Genomic DNA, 22,336 nt, shown 5'->3' on the forward strand with positions numbered 1-22,336 from the left:
TAAATATGAGTAAAGAATTAGTATTCGGTCACCAAAACCCAGATACAGACGCAATTGTTGCGGCAATGGCGTTTGCTTATCTTCAACAACAACTAGGAAACGACGTAGAAGCCGTTGCGCTAGGTGAACCTAATGAAGAAACAAGCTATGCATTGCGTCATTTTGCAGCAGCAACCCCTCGCATCATTAAAGAAGCAAGCAGTGAAGTTGACAGTGTGATGTTGGTTGATCATAACGAAAGCCAACAAAGTGTTGCCGATATCAAAGATTTAACAGTGACGCACGTTGTTGATCATCATCGAATTGCAAACTTCGAAACAGTCAGCCCATTATTCTACCGCGCTGAACCAGTTGGCTGTACCAGCACAATTTTATTATCAATGTTCAACGAAAACAAAGTTGAAATTCCAGCTCAATTAGCTGGTTTAATGATGAGTGCTATCATTTCAGATACGTTGTTGATGAAATCACCTACAACAACTGAAAAAGATCGGATTGCGATTAAGACATTGGCTGAAATTGCTGATATTGATTTCGAATCATATGGTCTTGAAATGTTAAAAGCGGGCACTAACTTAGATGATAAGAGCGAAGCTGAATTAATTGAAGCAGATGCTAAAACATTCGATATGGCTGGTAAAAAAGTGCGTATCGATCAAGTGAATACAGTTGATATCGAAGCGGTCTTCAAACGCCAAGCTGCTTTTGAAGCTGCTATCGAAGCAGACAACAAAGCTAATGGTTACGACTTATTCGTACTTTTGATTACTGACATCTTAAACAGTAACTCAGAAGCGCTTGTTATCGGTGAACCAGCAGAAGCCTTTGAAAAAGCTTTCAACGTAAAATTGAACAACCATCGTGCACAATTAGCCGGTGTTGTTTCACGTAAGAAACAAGTGGTTCCACAATTAACAGAAGCATTTTAATAACGATTAATAATAAAGTCCTTCGGGGCTTTATTTTTTTATTAGGAGGATAGGTAAATGACCGAGGAAAGCATTGATGCAATTCAAGTGATTGAAGCGACCATTCGAAATTGCCAAAAGAGTCAGCTGAAGTTTGTAGCGGGTTCGGCTCAATTTACTTTATTAAAAAATAGGCTTTACGCATTAGAAGTTGGTCGTGATTTATTGAACGGGCACACAGACATAACAGTCGAACCCTTAGTCGAGGCACAAGCCCCGATTGAATCGATTATTCATAAAACTGAAAAAGCACTCTCTAATCAAAAAAAAACATCACCCGTGATAAAACGAATGACTCTATTATTAGCAGCGATGACTGCCGTGCAGACTGCTATTATAAACCAACTATCTGCAAAAAAGACCCCTCATTAATTTGGGGGCTTTTTTGTGTGCCACCAGATTGGAATTATTCTAATCTAACTAAAAATGTGTTATAATGTAAATGAATTCATAAGAAGGAGCGATTGACGATGAAACATACCATCAAGTTTGCCTTAACAATTAGTGTGGGTGTGATTGCGCTATGCTTGGCGTTTTTGCTACATGAGCCATTGTGGGCACAGATTTTAGTGAGTTTAGCGGGGAGCTTAGTAGCGCTCTCGATGTTTATTGAGATGATTAAAACGCTAAAATCTGGTCAATACGGGGTGGATCTATTAGCGATTACCGCTATTATTGCGACGTTAGCGGTCGGTGAATATTGGGCAGCATTAATGGTCTTGGTCATGTTAACTGGTGGCGACTCATTGGAAGACTATGCAGCGCATAAAGCAGGCCGTGAGTTAAAGACATTACTTGATAATTCTCCGCAAACAGCGCATCGCCTTGTTAATGATGCGGTCGAAGATGTTTCAGTCGATAAGCTTCAAGTTGGTGATCAAGTGATTATTAAACCTGGCGAATTGGTCCCTGTTGATGGGCATATTATTGCAGGAAGTGCTTTATTCGATGAATCATCGTTAACGGGTGAATCACGCCCCGTTGAAAAAGCACTAAATGATGAGCTCATGTCAGGCTCTGTGAACGGCGATACGTCGGTTACCATGCAAGTTGACCAATTAGCCGTTAATAGCCAATATCAAGCAATTGTACGGCTTGTAGAGACCTCTGCGGCACAACCAGCGCATTTTGTGCGCTTAGCTGATCGATATGCCGTGCCATTTACATTAGTTGCGTATGTGATTGCTGGAGTAGCTTGGTGGTTATCTAAGGATCCAGTACGGTTTGCAGAAGTGCTTGTCGTGGCTTCGCCGTGCCCATTAATATTGGCAGCGCCTATCGCGTTAATCTCAGGGATGAGTCGTGCTAGTCGAAACGGGATTATTGTCAAGGCTGGCACAACAATTGAAAAATTAGCGTCTGCTAAATCAGCAGCGTTTGATAAAACTGGAACAATTACGAATGGTCAATTGACGGTTGACCAAGTTGTGCCAGTGATTGGTATCGCACCAACCGATTTATTGCAATTGGCGGCTAGTGCGGAGCAAGAATCTTCGCATATTTTAGCACGGTCACTTGTTAAAGCGGCACAGGTAGAACAATTACAACCAATTGAAACATTAAAAGAAGCAACGGGCGCTGGGGTAGTTGCGACGCTGTCGTCTGGACAAACGGTTCGTGTTGGGAAACATCAATTCGTGACGCCAGATGCGCAACAGCCTCTGCAAGAACAAACCACTGTTTACGTTGCGATCAATGATCAATATGCGGGGTACATTACGTTTATCGATCATTTACGACCAGAAGCACCGGCCACGATGCAGACGCTCCATCAACTGGGGATTACGCGTTTGATGATGTTGACAGGCGATCAAGCGACAACTGCGCACCAGATTGCGGAACAAGTCGGAATTGATGACGTCCATGCAGGCTGTCTGCCAGTCGATAAGATTCATTTAATTGAACAAGTACCGCAAGACCAACGCCCACTAATTATGGTTGGTGATGGGGTCAACGATGCACCGTCACTGGCAAGTGCTGATGTCGGGATTGCGATGGGGGCCCATGGCGCAACAGCCGCAAGTGAATCAGCGGATGTGGTGATTCTAAAAGATGATTTAGGACGGGTTAGTCGTGCCGTTCAAATCGCGCGTGACACGATGCGCGTTGCTCGCCAGGCGGTTTTGATTGGGATTGCAATCTGTATTGGGTTAATGTTGATTGCCAGCACCGGGATTGTTCCAGCATTAGTGGGGGCTTTATTCCAAGAGGTTGTCGATACAGTTTCAATCTTATATGCATTACGAGCTAGAACGGATCGTTAAGGGAATTAAAAAGAGCCGTATTAACACCATTCAAGTGTTAATACGGCTCTTTTTTTGTTTATTTTTCAGATTGTACGTGTAAAACCATGTCTTTTGGTAAATATAACTTAGGCACCATGGCTAAACAAATACATAGAACGATGCCGGTTAGAATGAAGCTAGCGATAAAGCTGCCACCGTTAACAGTGAGTGAGTATAGCCAAGCATTCATACCTTTGGGAGCGTATGAGCCCCAATAAACGGCACCGGCTAAGAAGTGGCAGAAGTATTTTGCAAAAGTACCAAAAAATGCGGCCATCCATAAAAGGGTCATCGTTTTGACTTTTGTATGATTTTGAATACTTGCTTGAATAGGTCGTTGTAAGATACCTGCTAAACCAACAACCATGAAGGCAATGGTAAATTCTAGCAATCCTTGCCATACGTTCAAGACACTACCGTTTCCTAATCCACGTAAGATTAAGTCTAGTAGACCCCAGATTAAGCCGGAGACCATTCCAGGAATGGCACCACGGCGTAAACTGTAGATTACAATAGGGATAATCCCAAAGGAGACTTCGATTGCGGAAGGCCCCACTGTATGGGGGATGTATTCCAATGCCACGGCAAATGCCGCGATGATTGCCCCTTCAATCTGAATCAATAGACGCTGATGTTGCATAAAAATAACCCCTTTTCTTGTTCAACCAACACAAAAAAGGAGTTATCATTTCAACTCCATCACAATTCCTACGCTTGTCTTAACAAACAGGTTCGAAGGGTCTGATTAAAATCACTCTCAGCCAATGGCTCCCCTTTGCGATGGTTAACATTTAATTTTTAGGAACGCTTTCAGTATACTCGATAGCTGGTATAAGTCAAGCAATGTGTAAATCGACGAATTGATGTAAACCAAATGACTGTTAGAACGACATTGATAATCGTTGCCAAGAAGAGCACTAATAGTGGCTATTCAAGCTGGTCCATTGCCGAGCGTTGTTCATCAGCAACGACGTGCGTATATAAGTGAGTAGCTTGCGTGGTCGTTTGGCCTAGTTGGGTCGCAACAATTGTTTCACTATGAGTTGCCGCCATGAGATCAGTGGCAAGTGTATGGCGGAACTTGTGTGGTGTGAGACGCACGCCAAATGCTTCAGAATACTTCGCGACTAACTTTTCAATGGCATAGTTGCTCATACGCTTGGCGCTGCCACGATAGCGACTGACAAATAAGGCTTGTTCATTATCTTCTTTTAGATAGCGTGATTTACGAATCTGGCAGTAATCCCTTAAAAAAGGTAAACTCCACGGAGCAATTGGGACAGTATCTTGCTGTCCGCCTTTACGGATCACGGTAATTGTAAGTTGTTCAAGATTCAAATCGTTGATGTTGGCTTGGGCCAACTCTGATAGTCGGATGCCCGTTGCCAGCGCCAGTACACAGATGGCAATATCGCGTTCGCAATTTTGCTTGTATGATGCCAGTTGGCGATTAGAAAGCAAGTTAGGGTAATCAACTTGCATGAAGGTGATGAAGTCGTGTTTCTTTTCACCGGTCAGCAGTTGTTTGCTGATGTGTCGTGAACGTGTCGCCATTGTTTCTGAAGCTTTAAGTAGTTTCACCTTCTTCATGACGTTTCGGTAAAAATAAGGCTCACCATCAGCTTGTTCGGCTTCAATGGTTAAGAAGTACCAGAGCGCATTTAATGCGTTAATCGAGCGGTTAACGGCTTGAAAGGAGAGCTTATGGTTATTTTGTTTACGCTTATTCATTAGAAAAATCTTGTAGAGCTCAATATCTTCGAGTTTCATTTTTTCGAGTGCGGTCAGTGGCATCTGGTCGATAGAGGGGACCACGACGATCTGTTCATCAACTAACCAGGTGAAAAAGCGAACGTATTCTTGTAAGTATTGATAGAGCGTTGCAGAAGAGTAGGCGTTTGCCTGGCGGTTAATGTAGAATTTACGAATGTAATCCGGAAGATTGGCGAGTTGCTTTTCGCAGAGTTCTAAGTAACGTTGTTGATCCATGATGGAAGACTCCTTAATTAGCAGTTTAAAGATAGTTTAGCAAAAATGAGGTGAGAATACTACAAGTGTTGTTAAAACCATAATTTTAACAACACTTGTATTGCAAACCGTTCCGCGAACTGATGATCAGATGGTCTTATTCGACTATCTGCACAGCAACCTAAAGATCCTTATTCCGTTTAAAAGCTGGTATATCAACGTTTAAGGCCTTTTTTAACGATTTGATATGTGAGTTTTAAGGCTAAGATGTGTTAATATGCGTATTTACCAATTAAAATCTGGCATAATCGTCAGATTAATCACGGATTTGTGCCTGAGCTTAGATGAATTCTGCATTTAAAGTTAAGTTTGGCGATATCGGTTGGCCAGTCAGTTTGATTCATCATATTGGCGTTGAGTAACTTGTAATAGTTTATGAATCGTGCAGTGTAAAAAACAAACGCGTTAAGTGCGGTTCATCAAATCAATTGAATGATGTTGGATAATAAGTGGTTATTTTAGCGCTCTTTCAAGGGATAAGCGTTTCTTCGCATAATATATATTATGTAAACTAAAATAGATTTAAAAAATTAACTAAGCCTACCCACTCGTCACCAGCGTTTAAGCGCAGCAAAAAAGCGCCATATTAAAATGACGCTTCTGTAATTAGTGATTTAAAAACTGAGCCAACAAAGCTGCAAAGTCATTTGGATTTTGGAATAACGCCATATGACCAGCATCTGGGTAAAGTTTTAATTGGGAATTTAAAATCCGTTCATGTAATTCATATGAACCATTAACAGGTACCATTCGATCGTGATCGCCGTTGACAATCAATGTTGGTTGGTTAATTTGTGCCAGGTTTGCCGGTTGATCGTGCGCATACTGTTTAATTGCTATTAATTGACGACGATAAGTGGCTAACGTAATGGCTTTATCTTCAACAATTTCACGCTGTTTTAACCGGTTAATGAACGCTTTACCAGCCTGTTTGCCTTGGGGCGTTCTGGTGAAGAAGAGGTATTCCTTAACGTCTCTATGCGTTAAGAAGGACCGAATTAAGTCAAAAGTTGTTATGCGCCCCACTTTGGCGATTTCTGAGTCACCCTGGGGACCTGTTCCGACTAAAATTAAGTGATTAACGCTTGAGGGGTATTTTAAAGTGAAGGCCTGTGCAATAAAACCACCCATCGATAATCCAAGTAAATCGAATTGAGTGAGCTGCATAGCTGTTATAAAAGCATAACAATCAGCTACCATTTGCTCAATCGTCGTGGGGACTTTGCCATCCGAGAAACCAACACCACGATTATTAAAGACAATCACGCGTCGTTGCTGACTGATCAGGTCAATTAATGCAGGGTCCCAGTTATCTAAAGTGGCTGATAAGTGATTCAATAAAACAAGTGGTAAGCCGCGACCGGTACCCACTTCGCGGTAAGCAAACCGTTGGCCTTGTTGATCTTGAATAAATTGGTTGGGGGTTGTTAGATAAGTCATCTTGATTAGCCCGCTTGAACCTTAATCACCACTTTACCAGTTGGATGGCCGTGAGCAACAAGTTCTAGTGCCTCTTTAACGTGTGCTAAATCGAATTGATGCGGATCGATGGCTGGTACAATCGCTTGTTGTTCAACAATTTCAGTGATTTTTTTGAGTTGGGCACCATCTGAACGAACGAAAATAAAGCGATATTCAACGCCCGCTTTTTTAGCGAGGCGATCCCATTTCCGCCCGGCCAACGAGAATAAGAGTTGCTTCCAAAATGGTAATTGCAATTGTTTAGCGAATTGTTTGTTTGGACCAGCAATCAAGCTTAAAATCCGCCCGCCCGGCTTCATAATCGCCATTTCACGTTCAATATCTGCTCCACCGCGTGTATCAATCACGTAATCGATTTGATCTAAAACTTCCCAGTAATCGGTTGTTTTGTAATCGATATATTGGTCAGCACCCAAATTCAAAATGTGATCTCGCGCGGCTGCATTGCCTGAAACAATCACGGTTAAGCCTAGTGATTTTGCGATTGGGACGGCTATTGGACCGAAACCGCCTGAACCACCAGGGATAAACAGCGTTCGGTTCGGTTGGGCTGCCAATTCCTCAAATAGCCCCTGATAAGCCGTTAAGCCAGTCAGTGGGATTGCAACGGCTTCACGTAGCGATAAATCCTTTGGCGTGTACCAGATTGCATCGGTGGTAACCGCGACATATTCAGCAAAGCCACCGATTTTAGCCAATGGTAAACGCGCATAGACTTGATCCCCGACTTTGAAATCAGTGACGTCTGTTCCAATCGCTGTGATTTCACCGGCAATTTCATTGCCTAAAGTCAGTGGTAAAGCGGTAGATTGCAAATTTAATCCGAATTTTTGGACAAATTTGTCAGCATAACCTGATACGGTGTTTGCCAGTCGAGTATTTTAAGCGGTCGCTGGTTAATTTGGAGTAACGTCGTCGTTAAATCTTGAGCACTAATGTGCTCAAAACGAGTCCCTTTAGGATAAAAATAACGTAAATTCCGATTAAAGCGTTCATTACTACCACGTTCAGCTGGAGTATAAGCATGGCAGTAATAGGTCTTAATACCATATTGTGATTCAAGTGATACTAGCCCACTAAACTCAGTGCCACGGTCCACAGTAAAGCTGTGTGCTCCTATGTCAATAAATGGCACATCTTTTTCTAAACACTCGTTCTAATTCTGTCGGAATTAAACCAACTGATGTAATTTGAGGTTCGGATTACCAAGTCCTCAAAATTGGAAAAAGTTGTTTGAAAGGCAAACTCTCTCTTCAACAATGAGTGAAAAGCTTCAATTGGCCCATTATCATAAGGATAACCTTGTTTTGAGTATGAGTGGCTAATCTGATGCCGTTCAAGTAAAGTTTCAACTTCGTTGCTGGTGTACTGTGAACCCATGTCAGAGTGAAAATATTGTGGCTTTTGATGATATTCAAGCGCCTGATTAATCGTTTCTACAACTAACGTCGCCTCCATCTGACGACCAATCTTGAAAGCAAGAACTTGATGAACCTTTGGTTCGTAAATAGAACTGAGATAAACCCAGGTTCCTGGACGTAATTCCAAATAAGTAATGTCAGCACGCCATATCCTTGCATTGGGCTGGTGCTTGATTAAATTGGGGCGTTGTGAATGATCCACATGAGTGCCAGGTTTTTTAAATCGCCGATTCATTAAAGAGTGAATCTCCATTTCCCTCATTAATCGTAAAATTCGTTTTGACCCAACACAGATGCCTGACTTGCGAAGCACCATCGTTATTCGTGGATAACCATAGGCACGATAATTATTTTCCCAAATCAATTTAATTTTTTCTTTGAGTTGATTATCAACACGTTCGTGTTGACTAGGTTGATATCTTTTCCAATGGTAATAGGTGCTGCGCGGTAATTTCAGTGCCGAAAGAATAATTGATAAGCGGTGTCGCAATAACTGATCTTCTATGAAGACAAGGCAATTAATTCGTCCTAATGCTTTCCCAGTAACACCGCCGCAGCTTTTAAAATTTCGAGTTCCTCCTTTAATCGCTGATTTTCCTTTTGAAGTTGTTTGAATTCTTTGGACGTTACTTCAGTACCGTCTTCTAGCTCAACTGATTTAGCGCCTTTAACCCAGTTATGAATTGCGGCTGGAGAAACACCGTATTCCTCGGAAAGCGAGCGAATAGATCTTTTCTCTTCACGATGCATCTTCACAATGCTGGCTTTAAAATCATCTTGATATCGTTTCATTGGAATGCTCCTATCTTGTTTTATTAATTATGGCACAACTGTTCAGAAATTTATGTACCAAATACTAGGATAGGAGCAGGTCAACGTTACGCCGTTGGCGTACGCCATGTTCAGGTAGATCATTCAAGGAGAAACCAATTCTCCCCTGATTTAGCCAATTATAAATAGATTTAGTAGCTAGTTTAAATTCGTGAGCAATCATTCCTGGTGACCAGCTTAGACGTAAATGGTTGAGAATTTTTTGCTTTAACCCATCGCTCAGCTTAGTTTTCCGACCACATCGTGATCGCTTGTATTCGGCATCTGTTTGTGCTAATTCAGCCTGATAAGGTTGACATCGAGATAATTCATAAGAAATTGTTGACGGTGATCGGTTCAGCCGAACGCCCATTTGGATATTGGACAGCCCTAGTTCACAAAAGGTTTCGATTTTAATTCGTTCGGAATAGGTTATACTAGACAAAAGATCAGCTCCTAAAAGATGGGTTTGTGGTAAACACCATTTTAAAGGAAGCTGATCTTTTTTGTCCGAACAGCGTTCGGATTAATTTTACAATCTACCAAGCATAGTTTTGCATTAATTTAGTATCGCCGCGGATATTCATTGGATCCAATGGATTCACCGCTGCATAGGCGACTTTGACGAGTACTTCATTGGCTAGCGGTTGTGGGCGATCAATTTCTTGAATCGTGACAGCTAGTGTTTGATTATATTTTTTAATTTGAGCTGCTTTCATATTAGAAAACCTCTTTCCACGGGAGTGTTTGTAGGGTTTGTTGCACAATTGCTGTTAGCGTAGTTGAATCTGGGTTCACTTTAGCCATGACCCGGATACCAATGAGCGCACTTTGAAGCGATGCAGCTAAAAGATCAATTGCAACAGACGGTTCTAGTTCGGCCTGGCCGGCAATCAGTAATGCCTGCAACAGTGCTTTTTCTTGGGTTAAATAATGCTGAATCAGCGTTTGGATGTCTGGTTCTAATGAATTTAACGTTGCCGCGGTATTCACCACTAAGCAGCCGGCTGGTTGGTTATCCGGATGGTCAATAAATATTTCAAAAATGGCTGTTAAGCGCGACCTTAAATCGGTATGTGTTGCCAGTACTTGCTCGAAACGCTCGTTAATTTGGTCACGATAATGTGCTAGTACTTGGATAAACAGTTCATGTTTATCGCCGAATGTATCGTAAATACTGCGCCGGTGAATCCCCATTGCATCAACTAGGTTTTGCATTGAGGTATTCTCATAGCCTTGTTGCCAAAAGACAAGCATGGCTTTGTCTAAGACAACCGGTGCTTCAAATGTTTTTGTCCGCATCTGGATGCTCCTCTCTTATTAGAACGTTCATTCTAATATAAACGATTCTTTGAAATAACGCAACTAGATTTTGCGCAATTTTAAGGGGCAATAAAAAAGAACGCCTCGAATGAGACGTTCTTGTCAGCTGTTATTTTGTCCGATAGAAAATACCAAACGCCCCTAGGCCAACGTGACTCATAATGACCGGGCTGGTTAGTGCGACTGTATAAGGCACATGGGGCTGTGTTTCTTCAAGCGTTGCTTGGATCTTAGCGGATAGTTCATCCGTGATTCCGACGTGTGAGATGCCGATTTCCGCAACGTCTTGGGTGGCTAAGTATTCACGGATATTGTTGATTTCTTTTGTAAAAGCTTTTAGTCCCCGCCCCTTTGCGACGACTTCTAATTCCGTATCTGTTAAGCGCACAATTACCTTGAGTTTAATGATTTTCGTTAATAGCCCGGCCATTCTACTAATTCGACCACCGCGTTGAAGCGCGTCAAGTGAATCTAAAAAGACGTAGGTTTCGGTTTTACGACGGATGTCATCGAGATGCGCGATAATATCATCAAGAGGCTTCCCTGCTTCAACGTCTTGGGCGGCAGCAACCACTTGATAAGCAAGTCCACGGTCGATTGCTTTACTATCAATCACGTGTACGTCACTTGTTGATTGGTGGGCTGCTGTGTGTGCCCCTTCGATTGTGCCACTTAACAAGCCGGTACAATGAATCGATAGAATCGTACTACCATCAGCCCCTAATTGATCATATAAATCGACGAAACTGCCGACAGTTGGCTGACTTGTTGTTGGAAAATCGGTCGTTGCATTTTGTAAGCGACTTAAAAATTCAGCGCGGGTAATGGTTTGTCCATCAATGAAAGACTCATTTCCTTGTTGAATCGTTAAGGGGACGATGTGAATGTCATATTTGGCGCGTTCGTCTGCTGTCAGTTGAATCGATGAGTCCGTTACAATTTTAATTGTCATATGAGTTGTACTCCTTCAAGTTAAATGTTGAGGTAAATTGAAAAAAACATCAGGGTCGTTCCGAGCATTACGAAAAAGTGCCAAATCAAATGTAAGCCAGGAATTTTAGGAAAACTATAAATTAGAGCGCCAACGGTAAAGACTACGCCACCACTGACTAACAGCCAAAAACCAACTGGACTGAGGTTGACATAAAGGGTCTTACCAGCTAATAAACATAACCACCCCATCACAACGTAAATCGTTGTTTCAATCTTTTGGTACCGACCGTGGCTCAAAATGTGCGTTATAATACCGGCAATCGCTAGTGTCCAGATTGCAATCAGTAAGCTAATTCCTGTTGCATGGCCAATAAAAATCAAACAATATGGCGTGTAGGTACCAGCAATCAGCAAGAAAATATTGCTATGGTCGAATATTTGAAACACGCGCTTGGCCTTGGTAAATGCTAAGCAGTGAAATAAAGTCGAAGCGAGATACAGTAGCAGTAATGTGGCGCCATACACTGCTAGACTAGCAATCGCGACTGGTGAGAGTGTTTTATGAATGCTTTTGACCAGGAGCATGATGACTAACGTTAAACTACCGAAAAAACCAATCCCGTGGGTAATGGCATTCCATATTTCATAAATCAGTTGTTGTCGTTTAATCGTGGAAAGTTGCATGGTTCTCGCCTCTTTTTCTCTATTTGCCGAGTATTATAGCGCGAATGTAGATTATAAGTCAATAGATAATAGAATTCGATTCTATGTTAGTGACAAATGATAATTGCTATGGCATAATAAATATACTATCAACAGATTGGTGGCGTTAATCAGTATGCAATCACAAGAATTTGAAAAATGGTTGGGTGACTTTCAACAATTGCGGTTACCATTATGGTCTGAATTTCCAGATTTAGACCTCTATATGGACCAAGTCATTAGTGAGGTCAATAAACGACTGAGTCCTTTGTTGGACGTTAAAATAACGAAAACAATGATTAATAGCTATGTCAAAATGGCGATTATTGAACGACCGGAAAAGAAACGCTATAATCGGGATCATTTAGCCGAATTGATTGTGGTCAGCATTATGAAATTAGTCTTCCCGCTCGATGTCATTAAACAAGGGATTTCGCAATCGTTGGCAAACGACACCGCTGGTAAGGCATATGATCAGTTTGTGCGGTTATTTAATGCCGAAATTGCGAATATTAACGCGCAATCAACGGTTAATGAATTCAATTTAAACGAGGAACCGCTCAACATTGTTCAAAAAGTAGCCGTTAAATCCGTTATTTATAAGCTAATTGGGACGAAGTTGGTTACCTTAGAAGAACCCGTTTCTATCTTATAAGTCACAAAAAAAGCCTGTCGAATTGTTCGACAGGCTTTTAAATTAGGCTTTATCAAAATCTTTAATCCAAGCAAGTGCAATGGCTTTTTCACCAAGATGGGTCCCGATAACTGGGCCAAAGTAGCTGATATCAATTGGTAAGTCTGGATAGTTTGCTTGAAGCTTATCACGCCATGCAATCGCTGCTGGTTCATCGTTAGCGTGAATGATTAGTGCGCGTAATGGATAGTCAACACGTTCGGCTGTTTCAGCAAAAATTTGTTCAGCGCGGGCGTAAGCCTTCTTCAATGAACGAACCTTCTCAAATGCCGTAATTTTGTTAGTGTCAGCGTCAAACGTTAAAAGCGGTTTAATCTTCAACATGCTACCAATAAAAGCAGATGCGTTTGATAAACGACCACCACGCACTAAGTTTTGTAAGTCGTTAACAATGAAACATTCATCCATTGTGCTTTTTAGATCGTCAAGGCGTGCGATAATCTGGTCGACGGTCACTTCTGGGTCGCGTGCCATTCTGGCCGCTTCCATTGCTAAGTAGCCCATTAACATCACAGTAATCCCTGAATCGTATGGGACAACCTGGATGTTATCGATGGTGCTTGCCGCATTTTTCAATGTCGTGACAAACCCAGAGATGGTACTAGCAAGGTGGATGCTGATGACAGCATCATACCCTTCGTTGCCGAGGTCTTCGTATAGTTTTAACATTTCACCCAGTGGTGGTTGTGATGTACTGGGGAATGTTTCGGATGTTTTTAATTTTTGATAGAACTCTTCAGTGGTTATATCAACGCCTTCATCATAGACCTGGCCATCAAGGATAACCGGAATAGGTACGACGAAGAGATGATGGTCTTTCACTTGCTGTTCTGTGAGATAAGCGGTACTATCAGTGACTACAGCAATTTTCATGGTGACACCTACTTTTTTATTATTCGGTAATAACTATATCATAAATGGTAGGTTAATTCCCCTAAAAATGCCGATTTTCCGAAAAATGTATAGGGCGTCTCATTTTAATGGTCGATTAAAGCTTTGATAATAACGGTTCAGTAGGATTTTTAAAAGTTGCTGTTCATCGGTACTCCAGTTTTGTTGAATGTGATTTTCAAGTTCAGTTTGAAGTTGTTGCAACGTACTTAATGCCGTTTTGGCGGTCGGTGTTAATGCGTAAACGCGTTGGCGCGGATCAGCCCCGGTCACTTTTGTTAACAGCCCTTCTTGAGCCATCGTATTTAACTGCCGACTGAGTGTCGATGCATCGAGTTTGGTTAACGTGGTTAATTCTGCGTGCGAAATGCGTTCTTGATCGGGTTCAATGGCCATTAGAATATTGACTTGGGCTAACTTCAAGTTGAGTCGTAGCGCCCAGTGTTTCTTTTGTTCTTGATACAATAGATTCAGTTGATTAAACGTTGCTAAGGTTGAGCGCACGGTAAATCCCCCTTTAATTGTATAAAGCAATTTGATAATTGTATTATACAATAGTCGTGTTAGCGATTGCAAACAACTAATTTCTTTGAGGTTCCACTGCAAAACCGTTACAATAAGTAAGACAATTCAATTATAGAGAGTGTGAGTAATAATGACCTTTGATGGTTTAATGACCCACGCCGTTGTAAATGAGCTAAATACAACTTTAGCAGACGGCAAAATTACGAAAATTCAACAACCTTATCCAAACGAAGTAATCTTAACGATTCGGGCAAATCGTAAGACCTATCCCCTTCTCCTATCAGCCCACCCATCTTATGCGCGAGTGCAAGTGACGCGGGTGCCTTATGCAAACCCCGCAACGCCACCGAACTTCGCGATGTCTTTACGGAAGTATTTAGATGGCGCCATTTTAGAAAACATCAAGCAAATTGAAAGTGATCGGATTCTAAGATTCACATTTAAATCACGGAATGAACTGGGGGACTTACAACAACTATGCTTAATCGTTGAATTGATGGGCCGCCATAGTAATGTGATTTTGATTAATCAAGCGACCAATAAGATTCTAGATTTAATCCGGCACGTCGGTGTTTCGCAAAACCGTTATCGGTTCTTAATGCCTGGTGCCGATTATGTTAGTCCACCGGCTGCAACCGGGGTTGATGGTTTTACGACTGATTTAAAGACGCTTGATTGGTTAAGTTATTATAACGAAGCTGCTGATGAACAAGTCAAATGGTTACAACAACACTTCCAAGGGATGAGTCGTGAAAGTGCCGTTGAACTACAAACCCGTTTAATGGATCATGACAATTATTTGGCGGTTGTGACTGATTTCTTCAAGCAATTCGACCAAGTGACACCAACGTTAACAGTTGGTGAAAAGAAGTCGTGGTTCACGGCCTTCCCATATGAGAGCCTGACAGGGACACTGAGCCATTTTGACACGTTGAGTGAGCTGTTAGACCAATATTACTTACACAAGGCGCAGCGTGACCGAGTGCAGCAACAAGGTGGTGCGCTCATCCACTTCATCCGCAACGAGATTCAAAAGGATGAAAAGAAACTGAAAAAACTACAAAAAACGTTAAAAGCAGCCGACAGTGCTGATGATTACCGGATTAAGGGTGAAATTTTGACCACCTATTTGCGGGAAGTCGAACGTGGCATGACTGAAGTCACGTTGCCCAATTTCTACGACAATAACGAACCGCTTAAGATTACCTTGTCGAACCAGATTAGCCCTTCAAAAAATGCGCAGAAGTATTTCTCGAAATATCAGAAGCTCCGGAATTCAATTGCCTACGTCAATGAACAAATGGCAAAGACCGAAGCAGAACTTGCCTACTTCAACACGATTATGGCGCAAATTGAAATTGCTGAACCCAAAGATTTAGAGGATATCAAAGCTGAATTACAGGCTGAAGGTTATTTAAAGGCTAAGAAAACCGGTGCCAAGAAGCAGAAACGTTACAAGATTAGTGAACCTGAAGTTTTCTATGCGAGTGATGGTACCCGGATTTTCGTTGGCAAGAATAACTATCAAAATGATCAATTAACCTTGAAAAAAGCCCATAAAACTGATATCTGGTTGCATGTGAAGAACATTCCCGGGTCTCATGTGATTATTGATAGCCCAGATCCATCAGAAGATACGCTTCAAGAAGCCGGCAACTTAGCGGCCTACTTCTCGAAGGCGCGCTTATCAGCGGCCGTGCCAGTTGATTATATTCAGGTTAAGAAGATTAAAAAACCGAACGGTGCGCGACCAGGGTTTGTGATTTACGAAGGGCAACAAACACTTTATACGACACCAGACGAGCAACTCGTTCAAAAGCTACGTAACAAACCTGTGCAAGACTAATAAAAAGCGTTACTCCAAAGTGAATTGGGGTAACGCTTCTTTGATTGGTGCGGCTGATGGCACACGATAAACGTGTTCTGCAAGCCATTACTTTCCGGTTAACACTCTATTCTAATGGGCGTCTGACCATGCTTGTGGGTCTTGGCGCCATTCATTGAGTGATGTAGCTTGTTCTGGAGTTAAGTTATCAGCGGCTTCTTCGACCGCTAATAAGGCGGAGAAATTCGATAAGGTCGTTAGTGGTAAGTTAGCAGTTGCGAAATTCTGTTGGCCGGCTGCTAGTTCGTATGAAAAGATGCCAAAAATACCAAGGACTTCTGCGCCCTCTTTTTGAGCGGCGGCCGCTGCTTGTAAGACACTCCCGCCGGTTGAAATTAAATCGTCAATGAGGACTAATTTTTGACCGGCTTTAAACGGTCCTTCGATTTGACGGCCTTGACCGTGATCTTTCGGTTTCGACCGAATGTAAACCATCGGTAAGTCGAGTTCGGCTGCGACCCATGCAGCATGGGGAATCCCCGCGGTTGCTGTTCCGCCGATGACTTCAACGTCTGGGAATTGCGCTTTGATTGCCGCAGCTAAGTTGCTGGCAATGAGCTTGCGGACTTTGGGATAACCAATCGTTAAACGGTTATCGCAATAGATGGGACTTCTTAGCCCACTCGCCCAAGTAAAAGGGTTGTTAGGACTGAGACTGACGGCATGAATATCGATTAAGGCTTGTGCGACTTGGTGTGCAATTGTTGTCATTTGAAAGACTCCCATTCTGATTTGATAGCTTGGTAAGCTTGATATGGATTTGTAGCTTGCGTAATTGGGCGCCCAACGACAATCGCCGAGCTCTCAGCTTGTGCGGCTTCGTGTGGTGTTACAGCCCGTTTTTGATCATTGGTTTGGCTTGTTGCTGGCCGAATCCCAGGTGTGACGCAGAGAAAATCAGCATTGGTGTGTTCGCGAATCGTTGGCACCTCTTGAGCAGAACAGACCACGCCATCGCAATCCGAGTTCTGTGCGAGTTGCGCATAGTGTGCGACAGATTCTGGTAGGCTGACATTAACGAGTTGTTCGGTTTGCATTTGCGCTTCGCTGGTCGACGTAAGCTGCGTAATCGCTAGTAGTTTAGCGGGCCGCACGTTGCCAAGTGCGGCGCCTTTTTTCAGACCAGCCGCCCCTGCTTTGAGCATTGCCTGCCCACCAGCTGCGTGAATCGTTGTGTAATCGACACCGAGTTGGCCGATAACAGTCATCGCGCTTTGAACGGTGTTTGGAATGTCATAGAGTTTTAGGTCGAGAAAAATCCGATAGCCGCGCGCTTTTAACGTTTTAATCAGCTGTGGTCCCTCTTGGTAAAAAAGTTCCATGCCGACTTTAACGAATAAGGATTCATCAGTTGGAAATTGCACTAAAAAACGATCTGTTGTTTCCCAGTCTGGAAAGTCGAGCGCGATAATTAAAGGGTTAGTCATGAGTGCCCTCCTGTGGTAGACCGAATGATTTTAAATCGGTTAGTTGATATTTAGCGAGTTCATCTGGTAATGCGGCGATTAGTTTTGGACAGGCAAATGGATCGCTGAAATTAGCAGTGCCGACTGCGATGGCATTGGCGCCGGCGGCCATTAATTCAAGTGCATCCGCAGCTGTTGAGACACCGCCCATTCCAATAATCGGTAATTTCGAAATTGAACGGACTTGATGAATGAGCCGGATGGCAACGGTTTTTATCGCTGGTCCAGATAAGCCGCCTGTTTGATTAGCGAGAATTGGTTGGCGTGTTTTTGGATCAATCCGCATCCCCACCAGTGTATTGATTAATGAGAAGCCGGCTGCCCCCGCTGCTTCAACTGCTTGCGCAATCGGACGAATATCCGTCACGTTTGGTGAGAGCTTCACGTAAACCGGCACTTGGCTGACTGCAACACAGGCCTTCGTCAACGTGGCAGCGGCTTCTGGTGATGTGCCAAATTCAAGACCGCCATGGGCCACGTTTGGGCACGAGATATTCAGTTCGATGGCATGGACGTTGGGCGCTTGGCTGATTTGTTCACAGACAGCGACGTAATCAGCTTCGGTATTGCCGGCGACATTGGAGATGATTGGTAACTCGGGATAATGCTCGGCTAACCAGGGTAATTTTTCTTGCATAATGACTTCAATCCCGGGATTTTGTAAGCCAATCGCGTTCAACATCCCACTTGGGGTTTCAGCAACCCGTGGTGTCGCATTGCCAAGTCGGGGTTCTTTCGTTGCCGCTTTGATAATAATTGCGCCAAGTTCGTTGAGGTCATAATAGCGACCGTATTCCTGACCGAAGCCAAAACACCCGGAGGCGGGCATAATCGGATTTTTTAAAGCTAAGCCTGGTAAAGTTACTGCTAAGTCTGTCATTAAATGAGCACCTCATTTGTTTTGAAGACGGGTCCGTCATCGCAAATTTTGAGCTGAATGCTTGGATCACGTTTGAGTTTGGTGACACAGGCGTAGCAGGCACCAATCCCACAAGCCATCCGTTCTTCCAATGAGATATAGGCATTGGGATGCTCACTGAATCGATTATCGACGGCCATTAACAAGCCTTTTGGTCCGCATGCGTAAATGGCATCATATCGGGTTGTCGCATCAGCAAACTGTGCATCGAGTAATAAACCAACATGGCCTTGGTAGCCGTACGAGCCATCATTTGTCGCATAAGCGACTGGCCCGAGCTTGCGAAAGTGATCTTCATAGAAAATGGCTGCTTTAGTTGCAAAGCCGAACACGTGTTGAACGTGAACGCCTTTTGCATTAAGTTGCCGTGAGAGTTCATGTAATGGTGGAATCCCAGTCCCGCCACCAATGATTAGCGCGTTTTGTCCGGCTACTAATTGGTCAATTGGATAACCGTTACCAAGAGGCCCTAAGACGGACAAGCTTGTGCCCACCGGTGATTCACTTAAGATCGTGGTGCCTTCACCAACAACGCGGTATAACAAGGTAATCGTGTTAGTTTGGCGGTCGACATTGGCAATCCCAAATGGCCGACGTAATAAAAGGGCGTCACTGGGGATTTTGATATCGACAAATTGTCCCGGTGCAATGGGTTGCTGTGCGAGGTCTCCGGTGAGGCATAATTCATAGATACTGGGGGCAATTTCGGTTTGCTTAGTGAGGGTTAATTGGTATTCTAATGGCAACATTTAGCAGACTCCTTCTGATTTTTATGTAATAAAAGAGCCTTAGGCAAAGGGCTTCAGACTCTTTTAGTGGTTTTAAAGTGGTTTGGTCAGGAGCGATTGAGATTCTAGGACCGCTAAGATCGCATCAGCGGTATCCAATGAGGTCATCAATGGAATGCCGTGTTCAATGGCGGTTTGGCGAATGACGATGCTGTCTTTAGCGACTTGTGGGGCTTCGTTCAAGCCGGTTGTGTTGATGACCAGTTGAATGTGGCCGGCTTTGATTTTATCAAGTAAATCGCCGCTCGTAGCATTAATCTTGGCAACGGATTGCACTGGCACACCTGCTGCTTGGAATTCTTGACTAGTCCCAGGCGTGGCAATGATTTGATAGCCAACTTCGCGGAAGCGTTTTGCTAATTCGAGCGCTTGTGTCTTATCTTGGTTAGTAATTGTCATTAAGACGTTCCCGTGACTTGGTAAGTGCATCCCACTAGCTTCGAACGCTTTATAGAGTGCTTTTTGCATCGTTACGTCAGTTCCCATGACTTCCCCGGTCGATTTCATTTCTGGCCCGAGTAAGCTATCAACCCGCGTGAGTTTCGAGAATGAGAAGACAGGTGCTTTAATATGAATTAGTGGGCCCGCTGGTAATAGACCGGTTGGGCTCTTTAATTCAGCTAGTGTGCTGCCTAAAATGACTTGGGTGGCCAGTTGCGCCATCGAGATGCCGGTGACTTTACTCAAGAATGGAACGGTCCGACTAGCCCGTGGATTGACTTCAATCACGTAGACTGCTTCATTTTGGATAATGAATTGGATGTTTAACAAGCCGCGACATTCAAGTGCTAAACAGAGCTTGGTCGTGTAAGTGATGATGGCTTGTTTTTCCGCATCCGTCAGATTTTGTGGTGGATAAACCGCCATTGAATCGCCCGAATGAACACCAGCGCGTTCGATATGTTCCATAATTCCCGGAATTAAGACATCTTTGCCGTCACAGATGGCATCGACTTCGCATTCTTTGCCCATTAAGTAGCGGTCAATTAGGACCGGTTGGTCGACTGAAACTTTAACGGCCTCTTTCATGTAATGTGTAAGGTCTTCTGCAGTATGAACGATTTCCATTGCCCGCCCGCCTAAAACGAAACTAGGTCGGATTAAGACCGGATAACCAATCTCTTCAGCAATCTTCAACGCATCTGGCGTATTGGTTGCGGTTGCCCCGACTGGTTGTGGAATGTCGAGTTCGGCGATTAATTGATCGAATTGGTCACGGTCTTCAGCGCGGTTTAAGTTCGCGACGCTTGTCCCGAGAATCTGCACACCATTTTCGGTCAGTGGTTCGGCAAGGTTGATGGCTGTTTGCCCCCCGAATTGCACAATCACCCCTTCTGGTTTTTCGAGTTCAACGACGTTGAGGACATCTTCTAGTGTCAGTGGTTCGAAGTACAATTTATCTGAAATTGAAAAGTCAGTCGAAACTGTTTCTGGATTACTGTTCATGATAATTGCTTCGTAGCCCGCCTTTTGGATGGCTTGCACACAGTGGACGGTTGCATAATCGAATTCAACCCCCTGCCCAATCCGAATTGGACCGGAACCAATCACTAAGATTGAAGGCTTTGTGCTGACAATGCTTTCGTTTTCTTGTTCGTAAGTCGCGTAGTAATAAGGTGTTTGTGATTCGAATTCGGCTGCACAAGTATCGACCATCTTATAAACTGGCTGAATGCCACTTTCTTGGCGCATTTGGCGGACTTGGGCAGGCATGATTTGCCAAGTTGCGGCAATTTTAGCGTCGGCAAAGCCATTTTTCTTGGCGAGTTCGAGTAATTCTAAGTCACCTTTATCGGTCCGGAGTTGTTCTTCAATTTCAACAATGTGGCTGAGTTTATCCAGGAAGAAAAGATCAATTTTTGTCAATTCACTAAGTTCTTGAATTGAATAACCGCGGCGCAATGCTTCGGCAAGGTAGAAAAGTCGGTCGTCTTGGGGATGTACAATCCGTTGGACAAGGTCGTTATCACCGACTGCCGTCAATGCTGGAATTTCGAGATGGTCAGTGCCAATTTCAAGTGAGCGAACGGCTTTGAGTAATGCTTCTTCAATGTTGCGTCCAATGGCCATCACTTCACCGGTGGCCTTCATTTGGGTGCCGAGTTGCCGATCACCTTTGTTGAATTTATCAAATGGCCAACGGGGAATCTTCGCAACGACGTAATCGAGCATCGGTTCAAATTGCGCATAGGTTGTCCCGGTGATTGGATTATGAATTTCATCAAGTGTTAAACCGATGGCGATTTTAGCCGCCATTTTTGCAATTGGATAGCCAGTTGCTTTAGAAGCAAGGGCTGATGAACGACTCACCCGTGGATTGACTTCGATAATGTAGTAGCGGTCGCTATTAGGATCAAGGGCGAGTTGAACGTTACAGCCCCCTTCAATCTTCAAGGCGCGAATGATTTTAAGTGCGGCATCGCGCAATGTTTGGACTTCACGGTCACTTAAGGTTTGAACGGGTGCAAATACGATGGAATCGCCAGTATGAATCCCGACTGGGTCGAAGTTTTCCATGTTGCAGACGACTAGCGCGTTGTCATTTTTGTCGCGCATGACTTCGAATTCGATTTCCTTGAAACCGGCAATACTTTGTTCAACGAGGACTTGTCCGACTGGAGATAGGCTAAGCCCGTTTTTGACAATTGTGCTCAGTTCACCGGCATTTTCGGCAATCCCGCCACCAGTGCCACCAAGGGTAAAGGCTGGACGGATAATGACCGGATATCCGTTTTCGTTAACGAATGTTTGGGCTTCAACGAGTGAATGGGCAATCGCAGATTCTGGAATCGGTTCGTTTAACTGATTCATCAAGTTTTTAAACAGTTCGCGGTCTTCAGCTTGATCAATCGCGCTGAGCTTGGTACCGAGCAATTCAATGTTCAGCTCGGCGAGAATCCCGTTGTTTGCCAGTTCCAAAGCCATATTTAAGCCGGTTTGGCCGCCGAGGGTTGGTAAGATGGCATCTGGGAGTTCTTTGCGTAGAATTTGCGTGACAAAGTCAATCGTGATCGGTTCGATATAAACCGTATCAGCAACGGCTTTATCAGTCATGATTGTCGCAGGATTTGAGTTAATTAAAACGACTTGGTAGCCTTCTTCTTTAAGCGCTAAGCAGGCTTGAGTGCCTGAGTAATCAAACTCGGCGGCTTGACCAATTACGATTGGGCCAGAGCCAATCACTAAAATTTTATGAATATCGGTACGTTTTGGCAT

21 protein-coding genes, 2 pseudogenes and 1 riboswitch are annotated in these 22,336 nt (G+C 43.6%); of the genes and pseudogenes, 5 read left to right on the forward strand and 18 right to left on the reverse strand.

Going from position 1 to position 22,336, the window contains the following annotated elements; all coding sequences use genetic code 11:
• Positions 1-5 precede the first annotated feature (5 nt).
• The 3 genes from LCU_RS02620 (at position 6) to LCU_RS02630 (ending at position 3,232) form a co-directional block, all read left to right on the forward strand.
• Complete coding sequence (locus LCU_RS02620; protein ID WP_004271208.1) at positions 6-929, forward strand: manganese-dependent inorganic pyrophosphatase; 924 nt, start codon at positions 6-8, stop codon at positions 927-929.
• Positions 930-986: 57 nt separating this feature from the next.
• Entirely contained in the window at positions 987-1,340 is a 354-nt protein-coding gene (locus LCU_RS02625) for a hypothetical protein (RefSeq protein WP_056966140.1), read from the forward strand.
• Between the two features lie 98 nt (positions 1,341-1,438).
• Positions 1,439-3,232 (forward strand): heavy metal translocating P-type ATPase, encoded by a 1,794-nt coding sequence (locus LCU_RS02630; RefSeq protein WP_004270430.1) that lies wholly within the window; start codon positions 1,439-1,441, stop codon positions 3,230-3,232.
• 58 nt (positions 3,233-3,290) lie between these two features.
• Here LCU_RS02630 and thiT read toward each other — a convergent pair whose 3' ends face one another.
• From thiT to trhA, 11 genes and pseudogenes are all read right to left on the reverse strand, one after another.
• Positions 3,291-3,893 (reverse strand): energy-coupled thiamine transporter ThiT, encoded by a 603-nt coding sequence (thiT, locus tag LCU_RS02635; protein ID WP_004270421.1) that lies wholly within the window; start codon positions 3,891-3,893, stop codon positions 3,291-3,293.
• A gap of 48 nt (positions 3,894-3,941) precedes the next feature.
• Positions 3,942-4,038, reverse strand: a riboswitch (TPP riboswitch).
• A gap of 142 nt (positions 4,039-4,180) precedes the next feature.
• The gene (gene xerS, locus LCU_RS02640) at positions 4,181-5,242 is read right to left on the reverse strand and encodes a tyrosine recombinase XerS (RefSeq protein ID WP_004270419.1); all 1,062 of its coding nucleotides are present in this window, start codon (positions 5,240-5,242) and stop codon (positions 4,181-4,183) included.
• 645 nt (positions 5,243-5,887) lie between these two features.
• Positions 5,888-6,721: an alpha/beta fold hydrolase gene (locus tag LCU_RS02645; protein WP_054644474.1), complete on the reverse strand. Its 834-nt coding sequence runs from the start codon at positions 6,719-6,721 to the stop codon at positions 5,888-5,890.
• A 5-nt stretch (positions 6,722-6,726) separates the two neighbouring features.
• Positions 6,727-7,578, reverse strand: coding sequence for an NADP-dependent oxidoreductase (locus tag LCU_RS02650; RefSeq protein ID WP_244924710.1), 852 nt, complete (start codon positions 7,576-7,578; stop codon positions 6,727-6,729).
• 2 nt (positions 7,579-7,580) lie between these two features.
• A pseudogene (locus tag LCU_RS02655) lies at positions 7,581-7,877 on the reverse strand (IS30 family transposase); the annotation flags it as partial.
• Positions 7,878-7,906: 29 nt separating this feature from the next.
• A protein-coding gene (locus LCU_RS02660; RefSeq protein ID WP_112234043.1) for an IS3-like element IS1163 family transposase occupies positions 7,907-8,976 on the reverse strand; the annotation gives its coding sequence in 2 pieces (ribosomal slippage) (positions 7,907-8,748 and positions 8,748-8,976; 1,071 coding nt in all).
• A gap of 79 nt (positions 8,977-9,055) precedes the next feature.
• Positions 9,056-9,439: pseudogene (locus tag LCU_RS02665) on the reverse strand (IS30-like element ISLpl1 family transposase); the annotation flags it as partial.
• A gap of 94 nt (positions 9,440-9,533) precedes the next feature.
• Positions 9,534-9,713: a zinc-binding alcohol dehydrogenase family protein gene (locus LCU_RS02670; RefSeq protein WP_056966410.1), complete on the reverse strand. Its 180-nt coding sequence runs from the start codon at positions 9,711-9,713 to the stop codon at positions 9,534-9,536.
• A gap of 1 nt (position 9,714) precedes the next feature.
• Positions 9,715-10,296 carry a TetR/AcrR family transcriptional regulator gene (locus LCU_RS02675; protein WP_004270413.1) on the reverse strand — a complete coding sequence of 194 codons (582 nt, stop codon included), beginning with the start codon at positions 10,294-10,296 and terminating at the stop codon, positions 9,715-9,717.
• Between the two features lie 130 nt (positions 10,297-10,426).
• Positions 10,427-11,269 carry a DegV family protein gene (locus LCU_RS02680; protein ID WP_054644475.1) on the reverse strand — a complete coding sequence of 281 codons (843 nt, stop codon included), beginning with the start codon at positions 11,267-11,269 and terminating at the stop codon, positions 10,427-10,429.
• Between the two features lie 20 nt (positions 11,270-11,289).
• The gene (gene trhA / locus LCU_RS02685) at positions 11,290-11,934 is read right to left on the reverse strand and encodes a PAQR family membrane homeostasis protein TrhA (protein ID WP_004270416.1); all 645 of its coding nucleotides are present in this window, start codon (positions 11,932-11,934) and stop codon (positions 11,290-11,292) included.
• A gap of 154 nt (positions 11,935-12,088) precedes the next feature.
• Here trhA and LCU_RS02690 point away from each other — a divergent pair, with 154 nt between their 5' ends.
• The gene (locus LCU_RS02690; protein WP_035186420.1) at positions 12,089-12,607 is read left to right on the forward strand and encodes a DUF1836 domain-containing protein; all 519 of its coding nucleotides are present in this window, start codon (positions 12,089-12,091) and stop codon (positions 12,605-12,607) included.
• A gap of 42 nt (positions 12,608-12,649) precedes the next feature.
• On the opposite strand, the gene LCU_RS02695 is transcribed toward LCU_RS02690, so the two are convergent.
• Both LCU_RS02695 and LCU_RS02700 read right to left on the reverse strand, forming a co-directional pair.
• Positions 12,650-13,519, reverse strand: coding sequence for a DegV family protein (locus tag LCU_RS02695; RefSeq protein WP_004270417.1), 870 nt, complete (start codon positions 13,517-13,519; stop codon positions 12,650-12,652).
• A 99-nt stretch (positions 13,520-13,618) separates the two neighbouring features.
• Positions 13,619-14,041: a MarR family winged helix-turn-helix transcriptional regulator gene (locus tag LCU_RS02700; RefSeq protein ID WP_056966412.1), complete on the reverse strand. Its 423-nt coding sequence runs from the start codon at positions 14,039-14,041 to the stop codon at positions 13,619-13,621.
• 151 nt (positions 14,042-14,192) lie between these two features.
• Between LCU_RS02700 and LCU_RS02705 the strand changes: the two genes are divergently transcribed.
• The gene (locus tag LCU_RS02705) at positions 14,193-15,908 is read left to right on the forward strand and encodes an NFACT RNA binding domain-containing protein (protein ID WP_004270426.1); all 1,716 of its coding nucleotides are present in this window, start codon (positions 14,193-14,195) and stop codon (positions 15,906-15,908) included.
• Between the two features lie 111 nt (positions 15,909-16,019).
• Here LCU_RS02705 and pyrE read toward each other — a convergent pair whose 3' ends face one another.
• The 5 genes from pyrE to carB all read right to left on the reverse strand — a co-directional run bounded on the left by pyrE (position 16,020) and on the right by carB (position 22,336).
• Positions 16,020-16,658 carry an orotate phosphoribosyltransferase gene (gene pyrE / locus LCU_RS02710; protein ID WP_004270431.1) on the reverse strand — a complete coding sequence of 213 codons (639 nt, stop codon included), beginning with the start codon at positions 16,656-16,658 and terminating at the stop codon, positions 16,020-16,022.
• Positions 16,655-17,374, reverse strand: a complete 720-nt coding sequence (pyrF, locus tag LCU_RS02715) for an orotidine-5'-phosphate decarboxylase (RefSeq protein WP_056966414.1) — start codon at positions 17,372-17,374, stop codon at positions 16,655-16,657. The genes pyrE and pyrF overlap by 4 nt, the downstream gene beginning before the upstream one ends.
• Entirely contained in the window at positions 17,367-18,293 is a 927-nt protein-coding gene (locus tag LCU_RS02720; RefSeq protein WP_056966416.1) for a dihydroorotate dehydrogenase, read from the reverse strand. Before LCU_RS02720 ends, pyrF begins: the two co-directional genes overlap by 8 nt.
• Positions 18,293-19,081, reverse strand: coding sequence for a dihydroorotate dehydrogenase electron transfer subunit (locus LCU_RS02725; protein WP_054644478.1), 789 nt, complete (start codon positions 19,079-19,081; stop codon positions 18,293-18,295). Before LCU_RS02725 ends, LCU_RS02720 begins: the two co-directional genes overlap by 1 nt.
• 72 nt (positions 19,082-19,153) lie before the next feature.
• Positions 19,154-22,336, reverse strand: a complete 3,183-nt coding sequence (carB, locus tag LCU_RS02730) for a carbamoyl-phosphate synthase large subunit (protein WP_056966418.1) — start codon at positions 22,334-22,336, stop codon at positions 19,154-19,156.

This window comes from Latilactobacillus curvatus JCM 1096 = DSM 20019, assembly GCF_004101845.1.
In the GTDB taxonomy this organism is placed as follows: domain Bacteria; phylum Bacillota; class Bacilli; order Lactobacillales; family Lactobacillaceae; genus Latilactobacillus; species Latilactobacillus curvatus.

Coding starts and splice junctions, on each gene's coding strand:
- LCU_RS02620 (WP_004271208.1), top strand. CDS start 6: ATGAGTAAAGAATTAGTATTCGGTCACCAAAACCCAGATACAGACGCA.
- LCU_RS02625 (WP_056966140.1), top strand. CDS start 987: ATGACCGAGGAAAGCATTGATGCAATTCAAGTGATTGAAGCGACCATT.
- LCU_RS02630 (WP_004270430.1), top strand. CDS start 1,439: ATGAAACATACCATCAAGTTTGCCTTAACAATTAGTGTGGGTGTGATT.
- thiT (WP_004270421.1), bottom strand. CDS start 3,893: ATGCAACATCAGCGTCTATTGATTCAGATTGAAGGGGCAATCATCGCG.
- xerS (WP_004270419.1), bottom strand. CDS start 5,242: ATGGATCAACAACGTTACTTAGAACTCTGCGAAAAGCAACTCGCCAAT.
- LCU_RS02645 (WP_054644474.1), bottom strand. CDS start 6,721: ATGACTTATCTAACAACCCCCAACCAATTTATTCAAGATCAACAAGGC.
- LCU_RS02670 (WP_056966410.1), bottom strand. CDS start 9,713: ATGAAAGCAGCTCAAATTAAAAAATATAATCAAACACTAGCTGTCACG.
- LCU_RS02675 (WP_004270413.1), bottom strand. CDS start 10,296: ATGCGGACAAAAACATTTGAAGCACCGGTTGTCTTAGACAAAGCCATG.
- LCU_RS02680 (WP_054644475.1), bottom strand. CDS start 11,269: ATGACAATTAAAATTGTAACGGACTCATCGATTCAACTGACAGCAGAC.
- trhA (WP_004270416.1), bottom strand. CDS start 11,934: ATGCAACTTTCCACGATTAAACGACAACAACTGATTTATGAAATATGG.
- LCU_RS02690 (WP_035186420.1), top strand. CDS start 12,089: ATGCAATCACAAGAATTTGAAAAATGGTTGGGTGACTTTCAACAATTG.
- LCU_RS02695 (WP_004270417.1), bottom strand. CDS start 13,519: ATGAAAATTGCTGTAGTCACTGATAGTACCGCTTATCTCACAGAACAG.
- LCU_RS02705 (WP_004270426.1), top strand. CDS start 14,193: ATGACCTTTGATGGTTTAATGACCCACGCCGTTGTAAATGAGCTAAAT.
- pyrE (WP_004270431.1), bottom strand. CDS start 16,658: ATGACAACAATTGCACACCAAGTCGCACAAGCCTTAATCGATATTCAT.
- pyrF (WP_056966414.1), bottom strand. CDS start 17,374: ATGACTAACCCTTTAATTATCGCGCTCGACTTTCCAGACTGGGAAACA.
- LCU_RS02720 (WP_056966416.1), bottom strand. CDS start 18,293: ATGACAGACTTAGCAGTAACTTTACCAGGCTTAGCTTTAAAAAATCCG.
- LCU_RS02725 (WP_054644478.1), bottom strand. CDS start 19,081: ATGTTGCCATTAGAATACCAATTAACCCTCACTAAGCAAACCGAAATT.
- carB (WP_056966418.1), bottom strand. CDS start 22,336: ATGCCAAAACGTACCGATATTCATAAAATTTTAGTGATTGGCTCTGGC.